Genomic DNA, 15,383 nt, shown 5'->3' with positions numbered 1-15,383 from the left:
GTACGCTATTTTGGCGAACTGCCCAAGTTAACAAACGCTAATAATGTGTAACCAAACTTATTGCTTCTGAATGGTGGGCCAGCTGGCTGCTGTGTGCACATAGTAGAACTTCGTCTGGTCGGCATGCGCAGCATACCAGTCGTCCAGGCTGTTGTTCAGCTGATCGGCGAAGCTCTGCTGCTGAATGTCGTAGAGCGAGCTGGGCATCGGACAAGCGATGGTGCCGTGGTTGGTGTTGACCATGCTGAAGGCGGTGCCACCTGTCACCTCGCCAGCCTGATAGCAGCCAACGACCTTGCCCGTGTTTGTATCGACCAGTCCTGCCGTGCCCTTGGTGTCGCCTGTGTGATAGCAGGCATAGATGACGCCATGGTTGGTGCCCACCAGCGCACCACCGTTGGTCTCCACATCGTCGATGACCTTGCAACCGCCAATGCTGCCCTCGTTGGTCTCGGCCAGTGCGCCGCCCCCCGCAATGCTACCGATGGTGGTAATCTGAAGTTGTTCTACGCGTGCCCGACTGCCCAGACAGGCAAACAGCGGTGCATCATACAGGCGGTTGATGAAGCGGTCGCCCCCCAGGAATGTCCCTTCGAAGGGATGGTCGGCGGTGCCAATGCCTATCCATTTCACTGCCGACTGCGTGGAGGTGGTGTCCTCCAGGTTGGTCTTGGCAGAGCTGGACTGCATGGTGATGTCGGCATCCAGACGGATATACTTGTCTTGGAACGTCATGCCGGCCTTGACTTCCTTGGCAAACGACAGTAGCTGTGATGCCGTCGAGATGCGGTAGGGCATGGCCTTGGTTCCGTCGTTGCCATAGATGTCCCTCAGCAGTGTGCCGTCCTGATAGAGCCATGTGGCATCATAGATGGTGGCCTGTGCATCGGTATGGATGGTGACGTTGCTGTTGATGTCGAGAAACGTTGACTTCTTGCGAAGCTCGCCCAGGTCGGGCGTTGCCACGAAGTTCCAGTCGTAGTACTGCACGTCCGTGAAGATCTGTTCGTCCTTGTGGTTGAGCGAGATGTTGATGGTCGTACACATGCCTGGGTTGAAGTGTACCAGTTGACTGAAGGCGCCGGTATAGGTCTTCGTCAGTGTCTCGCTGGGGTTCATGGGGTTGGGGTAGGTCACCGTAAACGAGAAGGACAATGGCCGCTCGTTGCCGTTGATGCTGTGGTAGGTCTCGTTCTGAGGCGTGGTCAGACCGTAGAAGGTGAAGGTCTTGTTCTGTCCTGTTCCCTCGCCATCGGTCACGGGGCACCAGAGCTTAAGATTCTTGGTGGTTTGCTGCGCATCGTTGAAGTCGAGCACCTGCACCTTACTGCTGAGAATGCCCCATTTGAACTTGGCGGGCTGGTCGAGCAACACCATGTCGCTGACACTCACCTTGGTGTCAACCGCACTGGCGCTGGATGCAAAATTCTTGATGTTGACCACCACGCGCACGTTGCTCATGGCATGTGTGAAGGTGACCTTTGTTGACAGGCCGCCGGTCTCTGCCACCGTCTTTGTGTTGTGGGTCAGCAGCAGGTCTTCCTTCTTCAGTTCCTCGTTGCCGGCGGTATAGTCAATCTCTGTCTGCTGATAGCCGAGTTCACCAGAATAGGTGTTGTCGCCGCCATCCGCCCAGTAGAAGTCCTGTGAGGGCAGACTATAGCCTATGAAGGTGTGTGGCGAGGAACCGTCGGTCCAGTAGATCTTCTCTGGCAGGTTACCCTCGGTGCGCTTCCAGTTCTTCTTGTCGGTGAAGTAATAGCGGATGTCGCTGTAGGTGAAGGCGTCTAATGGTGATTGTGTTCGCTTGATACAGGTGAACACGATGCGGTCGTCGCTCACAAACTCTGTGCGTCCCACCGTTGTCGTCGGAGTGCTTGCAGCACGTCGGCTGGGCTGTTCGCCGTCTATCGTTGCCTGGATGCCCACCATCTCCATGGCATCGGCAGGCATGATGTTGTCGTCCTCATTGCTGCAAGCCGCCAAGCCCATCATGGCAACGAGGAAGAATAGCTGATATACTTTCATCATAGTTTCATTGTTACGTGATAGAGCTTGCCACCCTCGAACGTGGTCTGGCTCAGTTGCATGCTATAGCGTTTCTCGCCGTCGCGCAGCCAGAAGGTGGCTTTGTTGGTCAGCGTGCAGGGAGGAACAATCAGTCGGTAGGTCTTGCTGCCCGCATGATAGGCCGTATAGGTGGTTGTCTGCCCGATGTTGTCCAACGACTTGGTATAGGCTTTAGCCTGACTGTCGTCCACCACAGCCACACCAATCACCTTGCCATTGTCTGCCACCTCGCAGGTGTGCTTGCTCTTATAGCCATAGTTGTTGGAGTTCACCTTGCTCTGGGCGGCATAGTAGTCGCCAACGATCACCTCGCATTGGTCAATGTCGGGCATGTCTTCGAGGGTGAGCACCGCATCATCGGAGATGTTGAGGCTGGCATCGGCATCGATGTTGACCAGCAGGGCAGCCATCACATGCCTGAAGCTCAGGTGCACATTGTAGGCACCAGTCTGCTGGATGGTCTGTGCCCACATCAAGTCGCAGGCCTTATAGTCGGCAGCTTTCGTCTGGTTGGCATGAAACACGTTGCTGTACTGTTCTACACGCGTGCCGCTACCGGCAATAAAGATCTGTTCCTCGCTCCAGGTCTGTGCTGTATAGACATAGGGTGTCTGTTGCGCCTCATAGCGAGCGTAGATGTCGGGCGAAGCCGATGGACTGTAGTCGCCATTGATGTCGTAGCCATCTTTGGCGGTCAGAGTGCTCCACTTGTCGGCGTCCCATTTCAACAACCAGAAAGCATCGAAGCTATTGCCATAGGTCGTCTCGCCAAACTCAGTGTGTGCAGAGAAAGGGCAGATCACCTTCAGTTTGATCTTATCGCCATTTTCAAAGGCATCACCCGCAAAGTTAGTGCGAGTCATCGTCTCGCCCTCGAAGTTCTCAACAGCCGTTGTAATCGTCAGGGATCCCTGCAGCGCATCCTCCGCACCCTCTTCAGCCGTGCAGCCAGCCATCAAAAGCATGACTGAACACGAAGAAATGAAGAAACGAAGTCTTTTATATATTTCCATCATAACCTTCAATATCTCATAATCTAATTACACTTCTCACCTCTCACTTCTCACTTCATCAGTTGTTCTGCACCAAAGGATTCGCACTGCCATCCATGGCAGGTGCACCATTTATCAGCAGAGGATAAAGGTGAGCGTAGCCAACTTCCGATGCCTTGTATTGCATCTGACAGGGATAATCCTTGCCGAGCTTAGACGCATTGTACTTTGCGATGGCATAGTTCATCGCCTTCCATGGCGCCAATCCATAGATCTCCAGCTTCATGTTGGCATTCAGCTTACTGTAGTCTTCGCTAGAACCAAGCAGGTAGTCGTTCTTAGCCTTTAGGATGTGCGACTTGCCGCCGCGTATGTATTGCTGAGGCATGTAGGCATCGGCCGTGCTGCCCACCGCATTGGTATTGGGCGATTTCTCAGTGTCATAGTAGTTGCACATGAACGTCCCCCACGTCAGGTTGCTCTTCGACTGAGGCGCAAAGAAGTTTGACTTGGCTCCAGCGCCATAGCTACCCAACAAAGCACCAGTGCCTGACGGGATGCCGGCAGCAGCCTCCATGCAACCCAGCATGGTGAGGTCGCTGGCCGAGCCTACCAGTGCTCCGCTGGCGTTGCCCACGTGGATGCAGCCCACCACCGAGCTGGCACCACTCAGACTGGTGGCGATGGCGTTGCCCATGCTGGGGCATAGCATCGAGATGCCTGCAATATAGCAGCCCCAGCCCGTGGTGCCACTTGCCACAGCACTGTTGAGCAGACTGGTGGCATGCGTGCTCTCAATCTTCAGATTGCTGATGGCACCATCCATCACGTGGTCAAAGAGATAGCCATGCTGCATATATAAGTTGCTGAGCGTATGACCATGTCCGAGGAAGTTGCCGCGGAAAGGCTTTTGACTGTCTTCACCGATGCTGGGCAGTAGCCAGTCGAAGAAGTCGAGGTCTTGTGTCAGGTTCACCTTATAACGGTTGCCAAAGTCTGTGTCATAGAAATCCATGGGTCCCTTCACATAGTCTTCAATCACATGCGCTACCTGCGTAGAAACCGTCGGATAGAAGTGAGGGTAGAAGACATAGCCCTCTGCCTCGGCTTCCTCTTTGGTGTATTGCTTGGGTTGTCCGTTCTCGTCGGTCTCGCTGTCAGAGATCCACCAGTAGGTGTCGAAGCCGTCGGCGTCTGTTCCACGCACCTCGCCGCGGGTCAGTCCCGTCATCTTGCGGGCAGCAGTACCGTTGACGAGCCTGATAAAGGTGATGAACTGCGTTTGGTTGGCAATGCTGAACTCAGGCAGGAAGTCACCACCGGAAAGAGCCTCTTTGGCTGCCTTGACATAGGCACTGGTCCACCAGCTGAAGTCGAGGTTGTCTTGCGCCACAGCCTCGTTAGCAGCTTGGTCTGTACCCAGGTCCTGCTCGTCCCACGAGAAGGCATCGGCAGGCGTAATGGTCAGCTTGTCGTAGTGATAGCCTACGCTGAACAGGTAGCTATAGCCTGCCTTTAGCGTCAGACCGTTGGCAAAGATGGCTTCTCCCTTGCTATTCTTAATGTCGCTGAGGGCAAAGATGTGGTAGTTGCTCTCGCTGCCCGTATGCCCCGTTGTGGTCGGGCGGTCGCCATCGTTCACATCGTAGAGCCACACCTTGAAACGGGTGCAGGCAGGCAATACCAGCTCCTGGCCGGCATTGGTGCTGCTCATGTCCATGGGGATGGACATCATATACAAGCGACCGTCGTTGCCATTGAACACGGGGTGCTGCACCTCGTCGGCAATCGCTTCGGCACTCTTGGTGCCAATCTTCACGATACCGTCGGCCTCGGTGTATTTCTCTAAGTTCTTGAAGTCGGTCGTGGTGCCGTTGTAGAGTGCCTGAGTCATGGTGGTCAACAGGAAAGTCTGGTCGTCAACACCGGCAGGCATGCACATTTTGTTATAGACAGCCATGACCTGAGCCAGCTCTGCTTGAGCCTGTTCGTCGGTCTTGCTGCTTTCTGCCTCGTCATGGGCCTGTGTGTCGGCATTGTCCTGACGCTTATAGTCCTGCCAGTCTGTGCAGATAGTGGCACTGCCAAACTCATTGCCGGCTTTGCAAGTCAGACCGATGCGACAGGTGACATGGCGCATGGTGAGCGGGATGCTCTTGGTGGGACCCGACACGGTGACCCAGTCAGAGATGGTATAGTCGGGATAGTAACTGCCCTTGGTACCGGCATTCAGTGCACCAGCCAGATTGCTGCGCCCCCAAGCACGGAAACGGACAATCTTTCCGTTTTCCCAAGTCAGCGAGTCGCCTGCACTCTGGACGGCAGTGCTTCCGAGGGCATCGGACTTCAGCTTGCCTGCCATGGGAAGCCAGTCGGCATCGAGCGAAACAGATGTGCCTGCGGCATAGTTCACTTTCTGATAGTAGGTGCGGAAGATTTCGCCGTCGGAAAGAAAGGATGAGCCAGTGGCGTCGGCATACTGACGGAAGATGCGCATCTGGTCGCCCTCGTTGAATGAGCCGTCGTGTCGGTAGGTGGTTCGCGTGACAAAGGGGTCGGCCATCGATGTGCTGAAGTTGACAGCATGGCCTATCATTGACTGTTGCTGCTCGGTGAGCAGTTGCTCATCGTCATCGGCACAGGCAGCCACCAGAAATGCTGCCAGTAGATATATGATATGGTTGATCTTCATCGCTTAATAGGTTGGAATGGTGGCGGGATGGTAGGTCACAGTGCCCGTCAGGTCTTTACAATTGTTGACATAGCCCGTTACGACGGCATCCTGCTTCAACAGACGGCCACCGGCAATGATGGTGTTGACTACTTCGGAGCGCCAGCCTGCGGTGGGAACCCAGGTATGGCCTTCCAGATGGACGTTGGCCTCCCAGGCAGCGTTCTTGTCGGTCTCCTGGGCGGTGGTGTAGGTGCCATTCAGGCCAGTCAACAGGTAGTCGCCTTCGATGGTGATGGTGTGGTCCATGCCGTCGAGATGACCGGTAAACACAAAGTCTGTCGGGATGGCTGAGGCTGGGATGGTAATGTCGTGGCTCAGAATGAAGTAGTCGCCATGGTGCAGGCCGCCCTCGCAGGCTTGGAAGAACATCTCTATCCATTTCTCGTCAGAGACATACTGCGCTTCAGGATCTTCGCTGTCGGCATCATACAGGTGACCGTCGGTGACGCCTGTGTTCAACGTGCTGTTGGTATAGGCTCGCTGCCAACTGGAGCCAGCCACCGACAGATTGTTGCCGTTCTGGTTGTTCACGCCATAGTAGTGGTCATCATAGCTGCTTTCCTTCCACAGGCGCGAGCCTGCGCTGTTATAGTCGATGCGCTCGGGACTGACTCGCAAATAGACCACCGTCTCGTCGTTGGCATTCAGATCGAAGGAAAAGGACTTCTCGTATTCCAGGTCGTTGTCCAACGTGAGTTCAAAGTCGATGTTGTTGGACTCTGCCGCCGTGGGGTTTGCTTCATCATACATGACATTGGAGCCCTCGGTACGCATGGTATAGGTGGGGCGCACGATGAGGTCGTAGTAAGGACACTTGCCATAGTTTGTAGCGGTGTACTTACTGCCGGTGCGGTTAGCCGTATAGTCGGCATGGGCCTCGGCCCATCCTTCATCGGTCGGGAAGACCAGTTCGCCGGTTGATTTGTTCTTATAGAGAATCACCTCTTCTTCACCCATGAAGTGGGGGATGGCTTTGCGTTCAGTCTTCCACACGGGCTGCCCCTGTGCGTTGACGTAATCCAATGTCTTCACGTTGCAGAAGCGCAATTTGGTATTCTCTACGTTTTCGTTGTTCTGAATATTCTCGGTGTCATAGCCCTTCAGCGTGGCACCCATACCGGGTTCTATCAGCACATAAGCCTCTACACGCGCCAGACGGTGCTGCAGCGGAATGGTGATGCGACCCACAGTGGCAGAGATGTCGGCCATCGGTGGCACGGCGGTGTAGTGCGACAGGTCTTCATGGGTTTGGGTGCCCTGTTGGTCCTTCAGTCCCTCGGGGACATAGACACCCTGGAAGGTGTGAACGCCGTTGTTCAGCCATTTGGCGGGGATGGCTGTCAGCTCCTGGTCGGTGTTATAGGCATTCAGACTATATACGGTGAAACCGCCATCCGACTTCAGGATGTTTCCTTCGCCGTCGGTCAGCAACTTCAGTTGCGCTTTCTGCTGGGCTGTCTGGGTGAGATAGGTTATGTCCATGCCTTGTTTCAGCATGGCTGCCAACCAATCCTCTTGTTCTGCCGGAACAGATGTGGCAGCACGTGTCACCACTGCGGTTGTCATCATTCCCTCGGTGCTGACGCCACCCACGTGGATGATGTTGCTGTCATCGACGGTGGCAAGGTCTTCGTCTTGCGTACAAGCCGACAACATGGCGAGAGCCATCAATATATATATGTAGGTTGCTTTCATTCTCAATTCTTCATTCTTCATTCTTCATTCTCCTCCGTAGGAGTCAACGCATTGCGCTTGCCGATGGCAGCCTCGATGCTGTAGCCTGTGTAGGTGCCTACGCCATTACAGTCGGACGACCACCAGTTGCCTTGACAGTCTTTGGTGGCCAGCACGGTTGCCTGCAGGGCATTGCCGAGGATTCCACCGTGGTGGGAGTCCTTAGCCATCGTCGCAAAGCTGGTGCAGTCGGTGAGGGTGAGCGCGGGCGTTTCATTAGAGCCTTCCTTGAGTTCGATGCCACCGACGATGCCACCATAATAGATAATGGTCGAGGTGGTACCTGCGAAGGTGCTGCCAGAGTGCAGGATGCACTGGGTGATGGTGCCCTGAGACACGGTTGACACCAGTCCGCCGGCAAACTTACGCCCCTGTGTGATGTCGGTTTCCACATCGGCAAAGAGGTTCACCTTTGTCTCACAGTTGTTGATGGTGGCTCCACCCCAAAGCCATACGACCATGCCGGCAGGGTTGGAGGCTTGTATCTTGGTGCCATCGGCCATCTTGACCTTCACGTGTTCGATGGTTGCGCTCTCGCCGTGAAGCTCAAAGGCTAAGGGGGCAATGGCATCGAGAGCATTGTCTTTGTCAGGCACGGTAGCCAGACTCTTTGATACGAAGACGGTCAGGTCGTGTACTTGTCCGGTGATGGCATTGAAAATCATGGCTTCTGTGGAGATCTGCTTATTGTTGCCATCCAGTTCGTAGGTCACATTACCTGTGGTCTCTGTCACGGTGAAGTCCTGTGCCAAACGATAGCGCTTGCCTACGCTGTTATAGGCATATTTGGTCGATTCCTTCAGTTCGTCGCCACTGTCGATGATGCCGTCATAGCGGTTGCCAGCGGTGTTCTCTAAGCCAAGGTCTTCGTCAGTGGTAGGCCATGCGTTGTTTGCGGCCGTGAAGCTGTGATCGGCATCCTTCGCACCAACGATATTCTTATGGGTCTGCTTGTCTTGCAACAGTGTGATGCCATATTCAAAGGTGTTGTTGGTGATGTTGCCGCTGGCCAGACCTACGATACCACCGCCATAAGAGCCACCGCTCACGCGGTTGGTCACCATGCATGCGTCGATGATGGCTACCTGTCGGTCGGTCGATGTTGATGTGGCTGCAATGCCACCGACATACTCTGCGGTGGTGCCCGTCACCCTCAGGGATGAACGGCAACGGGAGATGGTGCCTGTGTTTTGGACCACAGCACCAGCCACGGTGGCATAGACGTCGCTACCATTCTTCGTAGTCACCTTGACATCTTCAATGGTTCCACCGTTGGTCGTGGCAATCGCAGCATCAACGACAGCACCTATCTGGATCGTTCCATTCAGCAGACTCGCTGCATCGTTCATCTCGTTCAGGAAACGGTAGTTGCTCAACAATGTGCAACCGCCCAGGTTCAGTGTGCAACGCAGGTCGTAGGCTGTTGACCAGTCTTCCAGATTGATATCGTTGGTGACAAGGGCAATGTTGCCAGGCTTGTTCTGCGACTCGCTGCTGAGGAAGTCGATCAGTTCCTGACGGTTCTCAATCATGATCGGGTCGCCAGCATTACCATAGTCATCGCAGATGGTGTTGGTGACATCTTCGGTCCAGTCTTCGATATAAGCTGTCATCATCACCTTGCGACTGTTACGGCTCAGCGTTACAGTGATGATGAGGTGTTTGCCTGCCTCCAGTTTATAGCTGTCTTTATTGTTCTCAAAATCGGAATCATTACCGGCATAGAACGAATAGTGCTGACCGGAAAGCGATATCTTGGTGATCAGGTCGGTAGCCGGCTGTTCGCTGTAGTCGTGGGGCTCAACAATAGCATCATAGCGTGTGGTGCTGACATGTGCCTCGGCAGCCCCGTTCTTGTCTTCATCATAGTCGATAAACTCTTCTCCTGCCAGTGGCGTAATCTCTAAGACATCGGTATCGTAAGAGAAGATCTTTGCGCTGAGGTCATTTTCGGCATTGTTGAAGTTTAGCGCCTTTCTGCTCACGCCTTCATCGGCTTTCAGGATGATGGTGATCAGTGAGCGCTGATGCTGCAGATAGAGTGGTATCTTCTTGTAGTCATCATCATCTTTCATTAATTTCACTTCGCTGTTGAGCTTTCGCCACTCCTTGGCGCTGTGATAGTTAAGGGCATCCAGTTGATCAATGGGGGTGCCACTGTCTTCATCGCCCTCCCATTTCTGAATGTAGCCAAAGCCCTCCAGACGATCCTGCGCCAGCCATTCTTCCTTCTTCGACTGGTTGTCTGACAGTGTTTCCGTGCCAGCCGTTGCTTTAAAGCCATAAGCCTCCGTCGTGCTGGGCCAATATAAGGGCGTTTCGCTTTTCTTCGTGGTCAGTGTTCCGATGGCATCGTTGGCGACAGGCTGATAGATGCTGGTGCCAATGAGGGTGCCATCTGCTGCATACATGCCAATAGTAAACTCGTAGGCTTCGTTCACGGGCTGATAGGCACCCATGGCCGTCTCGTAGTCGGACTTCGCAGAACGGGTCGTGGTGGTATTTGGTATGGCGGTGGTAAACAGCACTTCCTCTTGCCCGGCTGAACTGTCAGAGAAGATGTCGTCTAACCACTCACTGCAACTTGTCAGCGAGATGACAAGACTTGCCATGAGAAGCATGTGTGACAGGCTATATAGGCGGTTGATATTCATATGTCTCTTAATCGTTGTTTTGGATGGTAGCATCTGCATCATAGATGCTCTTGTCTGTTTCCCACTCGGCAATCTCGGCATTGATTTGTGCAATCAGGCTTCGACGCAACTCCATATTATAGATGTATTTCTTGCCGCTCTCCAAATTCTTATGATTGGCATCCAGACCTTTGAAGGTGGCAACGTGCAGGATGGCATCGTCGTCTGACGATTCTTTCCATGTGATACGGATGCCTTCCAGGGTGCCAAATGCAATAGCTTCGAATGATTTCAGGTAGCCGGCTGCTGTCGTTGAACGTTGGAACATGTTGAAAGAAGAACCAAAGGGGTTGTCTTTTTTGGTGGCAGCATATTTCGCATCGTCAATCACGATGGGTGCAGATGTCGTGGCAGGGACAGTGCCGTCTGGCTCTATGCAGTAGGCTACGTAGCCCGTCTCGGCCACACCCAGCAGTTCTACGCTCATAATCTGTGTGGGATCGATGGTGACAGAGGCGTCTTGTGAGTTCTTCAGGTTGACTTGTATCTGTGAGAACTGATGTTTGAAGAACAGTTTTACGCGGTTGGCTTCGGGCGTAGCACCTGATGGCTGTGCTGTCTCTACAGCCTGAATGGGATCGGGCTGCTGTGTCATGGCGGTCTTGTTGCCGCGGGTAAGGTCGTAGGCCATCATATACTGACCTTTGTATTGTGTTGTCACATCGGGAAACAGCTTCAGTGTTCCCGTCAGTCCGTTGTCTGAGTTCAGTTGGTGATTGTCTGTAAGTGCCAGGAAGACATGATTCAGTCGGTTCTGCCAATAGAAGCATTTGGCTGCCTCATCGAAGCCATAGCTGTCTGTCTTGACAGCGTCTTGGTAGGCGCTGTTCCAATAGACGGCGTTGCCGACAGTGTTGTTAATCTTCATCCATGTCGTTGTCATGTTGACATCTTCCATCAGCTCTTTTGTCTCAGAGTAGAACTCCGTGTCGTTGTCGTCGTTGGCACCTGCATGGAAGAACATCGAACACACAAAGCGGCTATCCTTCGGCATAAAGGAAGCCGAAGCGGCCGCACGTGTTACATCAGCGTCCGTGCTGCCGACAGAGAAAAGTACAGGCATCTGTTCCTTCTGCTGTTGTCTGCTATCGTCAATGTCGATGTCAGCCTCAGTACAAGCTCCCATCAGCAGAGCCACGAATATATATAGTTTAAACCAATTCTTCACCTTATATTAATTATTCACTTCTCACTTGGAAAGACTAATCACGCTTCTCCCTTCTCCCTTCTCCTTTCTCACCTCTCACTTCTCAGTCCCAATCCAGAGTGGCGTGTCCACTGCCAGTCATCTCGCTCCAGTCTTGAATCAGAGCGCGGAACTTGATTTCTTCTTTTTTCAGCGTGATGGAATAGGTGTACTGATGACCGCCTTGCCAGTTGCCGACAACCTGTTGTGCGTCATCCTCACAACGGTTCATCTGCAGCGAGTAGGTGGTTCCATCCTGTAGGGTGATGACCAGTCTTGAAGCATCCGTGATGTCTTGAGGGACCATGATGGTTGCACCATCCACGAGAATGTCTGTCTGATGACTACCTGCAGTGACCACCCCTGTTGTCAGGTTGACCGTACCCTCGTCTTTCAAGTTTGTTATTGTCACCTTTGCATCTGTCAGGTCAACGGCAGAAGCATCGCTGCTGGTCGTCAGTGTTACTGCCACATTGCTCATGGCATGCTTGAAAATCAGAGGCACGCTACCCGTGCGGGGATTGATGGCATCGCCTTCGTCATATTGATGGATGGTGGTGCCGTCAGCCTCTGTTCCTTGGTGGGCTGCGGTGGTTGCCCAAAGCAAGTCGGTGCCTTGATTCGCATGGGTGGTGGCGACGGCATCCAGTGTGTTACTGCTGGTCTTCTGGGCCAAGGCGCGGAAGTAGTAGTTGGTAGAGCCGTTGGCCCAGTAGATAGCCGGCGTGTTGACAAACTTGCCATCGTTGTAGGTTGCCGTGGTGGCAATCGAACCAAAGTCGGTATTGTCGATAGAACGCCATAGTGAGAACGAGTCGCCGCTCTTCAGGCTGGCGGCATTGGTCTTGTCAATGCTCTTCACGTCTGCCGTGAAGTTGATTTGACCGACAGCCGAAGCACTTACGTCAGTCCAGTCGGCCAGCGTTGCCACCAGGCTGATGGCTTGCTTGTTCAGTGTCACGGTGAGTTTATAGTTGACACCGCTCATGCTCAAGTCATGATCAATGCCAGTAGCCCAGCCTGCCAGCATATCTTGGTTGATGTTGATCTGGTAGTCATTACCATCTGCATCTTGAATCGTCGCCAACGCTTGTCCTTGGCTGAGGTCAGCCTTTGGCACTACAATGGCTTCGTAGGTACGAAGTGGTTTCCCCTCTGCCGTTGTTGATGTTGCATGAGCATACATCTTCACTGTTGTCGTTCCTTCGGTGACAACAGAAGATGTCGGCGCCGTGAAGGTACCTTTCTGGTTCATGCGGTTCAGTGTTACCGTGGTGGCATCCAGCGCGTCGGTCTGAAAGCCTTCGTCGGCTATCACGACGATGGTGAACTTACTCATGGCGTGTGTAAACGGAATCGTCAACGTGCCACGAGCATCTTTGACATGGTCATAGGTAATCATACTCTGACGGTCGGACCATAACAGGTCGTTGGCTTTCACAGTGCCCTCAGCGGTTTGGTCAGCGGCAGTGGTCCAGTCAAGAACACCGTTTGTCTCGTCAAGTGGTATTGAGGGGGTGCCGCCATTATAGCAATAGCCATAGAACGACTGCAGGCCATGACCGGGAGTACGTAGGTCCTTTGCCCCGTCGGCAGTCGATTCGCTGAAGTCATCCCAATACAATTTCTCGGTGGGCTCGTTGTTGATGATGGTCACCAACTTGCTCTGCACAGGGTCTGTTTCGCCGTCGATGATATGGCGCACATAGCACAGCAACTCGTCGGTAGCTTCAAACTGATTGCCCACGGCACGTGTCACTTGGCGGTTGCCCGATAACGAGGTCTCGAACGTCAGGGGCAAACGCTCCTGTGTCTGCGAAGCATCATCGTCGTTGGTGCATCCTGCCATGGTCAGTGCTGATAGTGCGAGTATGATTGATTTCTTGATAGTCATTTATTAATAGCTTATATGATTAGAACCATACATTCTCTTCTGCTTCCACGGTCTGCCAGTCCGTCAGCGATGCCGTTGCCGACACCTCTGTCTTTGTGATCTTCAGGTCGTAAACATAGTGGGTGCCAGCCTTCCAGGCGTCCGTAGGAGCGGCTGCATCTGAAGAGCCAGCCACCTTGACCTTGATGGGAGCCACCTCGGCATAATAGACATCTTTCTTGGTCTTTGTGGCATCGCTATAGACCGTAATCTTGAACTTCACCTTTCCTTTTGCAGCGTTCTCCAGCAGTTGTGGCACGATGATGGCGTGATAGTGTTTGCTGTCGATGCTGTAGAGGCTTTCCTCATCTGCATACTTTGTAACCACGGCAGAGCGGTCGCTCAACAGGATATGTCCTTCGGTGCCGATGTTCACCAGTTCTACCTCGGCATTGGTCAGGTCCACATAGTTGTCGTCGCTGACATCGCTCGATTTCAGCATCACCTCCACCTGACTCATCATATAACGGAAGTTCAGGTTAATAGCAGCCTTGCGGGCGCAGATGCCTTCTTGGTCCATCATGACATTGGCATGGTCGGGGTTTCCGCATGGTGTGTTCTCTGCAATCTCTGGCATGCCCATCACGAAATTGCTGGGGAATGTCGTTGCATCGTAGGCACCATTGGCCACCTCCACATACTGGTGTTGGTCGGTGGCATCCTCTTTGACCACAGTGTTTGTGGGATAGATACCACGGAAATGCAGGTGCTGGTAGTGGTGAACCCAATACAGCGTATGAGCGAACACCACTTCGCCGGCTGTGTTCACCGTCGGTGTGGCCACATTGGTATAGTCCTTGGCAATGTCGTGGTCGTTCAGCCAAAGGTCGAAACCGTTGAAACCAGCGGGAAGTTCATCATGACTGTCGCTGCCCACCTTGGTGGTCATGTTGATTTCAGGATGCACCTCTTCAGAATCGACATCCACCCACTTCGTTACCGAAGCCGTCAGCGTGATGCCTGTCTTCTTGATGGTGATATTGATGATGTAGTTATAGCCAGCCAACGTCTTGTAGTCCGTATGTCCACCAATGTTGTCGATGGCATCGTGTATCTCTTTCGCTCTGATATAGTAGATGTTGTCGTCGGCATTTACGATGGCAATCACGGCATCATTATCTGCGCCCAGCTGAGTGTCCGGATAGACCACGGCCTGCTTAATCACAGTGACGTCGGCATCCGTGGTGCTGGTTGTTCCAGCAATAACCGTTGCCTTCGAACCGTCGCTTAAAGCGCTGGCATTCGTAATGCTCACCGTTCCTTTAGTCAGCGCATAGTCGTTGGAAGCATCGCTGATGCCAGCCAGGGTGGTGGCATTGGTCAGCGTCACCGTGGGGTCTTTCTCAAACTTATAGCTGGTTTTGCCGACTGTTCCTTTCGTAAAGCCGTCGGCAGCAGTCAGGTTGATGGTGATCTTGCTCAGCGGATGTTGGAAGATCATCTTCTTCGCCTCGTCATCGTCGCGCTCTTGAAATTGATAGGCAGTGAGGTTGTTAGACACGATGATGTCGCCGCTCAGCACGTCCTCGCCATCGGTCACCACATCCCAGGGCAGGCTTTCCCACTGGCTGTCGTTTGCAATGGTGGGGGCGGTATCTTTGCCATCAACAGCTACGCCCAGCACATTCAGCCCTTGGTCTGTGTTAGTCTTATTGTCAGGATCGCCCGTTCCATAGTCGTCCCAATAGAGCATCTCGCCCTCTGTGAACGACAGGGCGTTGATGGCCGAGCCGCTCTCTGCAGCGATGGTCGTGCAGGTGGTCTTTTGGCTGATGGCTTCGGGGGTCTTGCCCTTCCATCGGCCGTCCACCTTCAGTCGCACCTGCGTACCAGCCTTCATGGCATAGTACGACGGTGTCGTTCCTCCGGCACGAGTCATGGCATGTCTTGCGGGTGTGGCTTCAACGCCCACGCTGAGGTCAATAGCGCCGTCGGCATAGCGGTTGAGTGAAGTATCCACATCCTCGTTGGTACAGGCAGCGACTGCCAGTACCAACGAGGTCATGCATGCATATATGATTTTCTTTCCTGCCATGACAGA

At 53.5% G+C, this 15,383-nt stretch carries 8 protein-coding genes; all 8 read right to left on the bottom strand.

Annotated features, from left to right (window positions below):
- Positions 1-57 precede the first annotated feature (57 nt).
- The gene (locus L6472_RS13180) at positions 58-2,031 is read right to left on the bottom strand and encodes a fimbrillin family protein (RefSeq protein ID WP_237805858.1); all 1,974 of its coding nucleotides are present in this window, start codon (positions 2,029-2,031) and stop codon (positions 58-60) included.
- The gene (locus tag L6472_RS13175) at positions 2,028-3,086 is read right to left on the bottom strand and encodes a fimbrillin family protein (RefSeq protein WP_237805856.1); all 1,059 of its coding nucleotides are present in this window, start codon (positions 3,084-3,086) and stop codon (positions 2,028-2,030) included. The genes L6472_RS13180 and L6472_RS13175 overlap by 4 nt, the downstream gene beginning before the upstream one ends.
- Before the next feature lie 55 nt (positions 3,087-3,141).
- On the bottom strand, positions 3,142-5,754 hold the full coding sequence (locus L6472_RS13170; protein WP_237805854.1) for a hypothetical protein: 2,613 nt from the start codon (positions 5,752-5,754) through the stop codon (positions 3,142-3,144).
- Between the two features lie 3 nt (positions 5,755-5,757).
- Complete coding sequence (locus L6472_RS13165; RefSeq protein WP_237805852.1) at positions 5,758-7,512, bottom strand: hypothetical protein; 1,755 nt, start codon at positions 7,510-7,512, stop codon at positions 5,758-5,760.
- On the bottom strand, positions 7,509-10,184 hold the full coding sequence (locus L6472_RS13160; protein ID WP_237805850.1) for a fimbrillin family protein: 2,676 nt from the start codon (positions 10,182-10,184) through the stop codon (positions 7,509-7,511). Before L6472_RS13160 ends, L6472_RS13165 begins: the two co-directional genes overlap by 4 nt.
- A 7-nt stretch (positions 10,185-10,191) precedes the next feature.
- Positions 10,192-11,391: a fimbrillin family protein gene (locus tag L6472_RS13155; protein WP_237805848.1), complete on the bottom strand. Its 1,200-nt coding sequence runs from the start codon at positions 11,389-11,391 to the stop codon at positions 10,192-10,194.
- A gap of 82 nt (positions 11,392-11,473) precedes the next feature.
- Positions 11,474-13,303, bottom strand: coding sequence for a fimbrillin family protein (locus tag L6472_RS13150; protein WP_237805846.1), 1,830 nt, complete (start codon positions 13,301-13,303; stop codon positions 11,474-11,476).
- A gap of 19 nt (positions 13,304-13,322) precedes the next feature.
- Positions 13,323-15,377 (bottom strand): fimbrillin family protein, encoded by a 2,055-nt coding sequence (locus tag L6472_RS13145; RefSeq protein ID WP_237805844.1) that lies wholly within the window; start codon positions 15,375-15,377, stop codon positions 13,323-13,325.
- Between the last annotated feature and the right edge of the window lie 6 nt (positions 15,378-15,383).

Origin of the sequence: Prevotella sp. E13-17 (genome assembly GCF_022024035.1) — a bacterium.
Lineage (GTDB): Bacteria > Bacteroidota > Bacteroidia > Bacteroidales > Bacteroidaceae > Prevotella.
The sequence above is the reverse complement of the archived record's forward strand: the minus strand, read 5'-3'. Positions and strand labels throughout refer to the sequence as shown.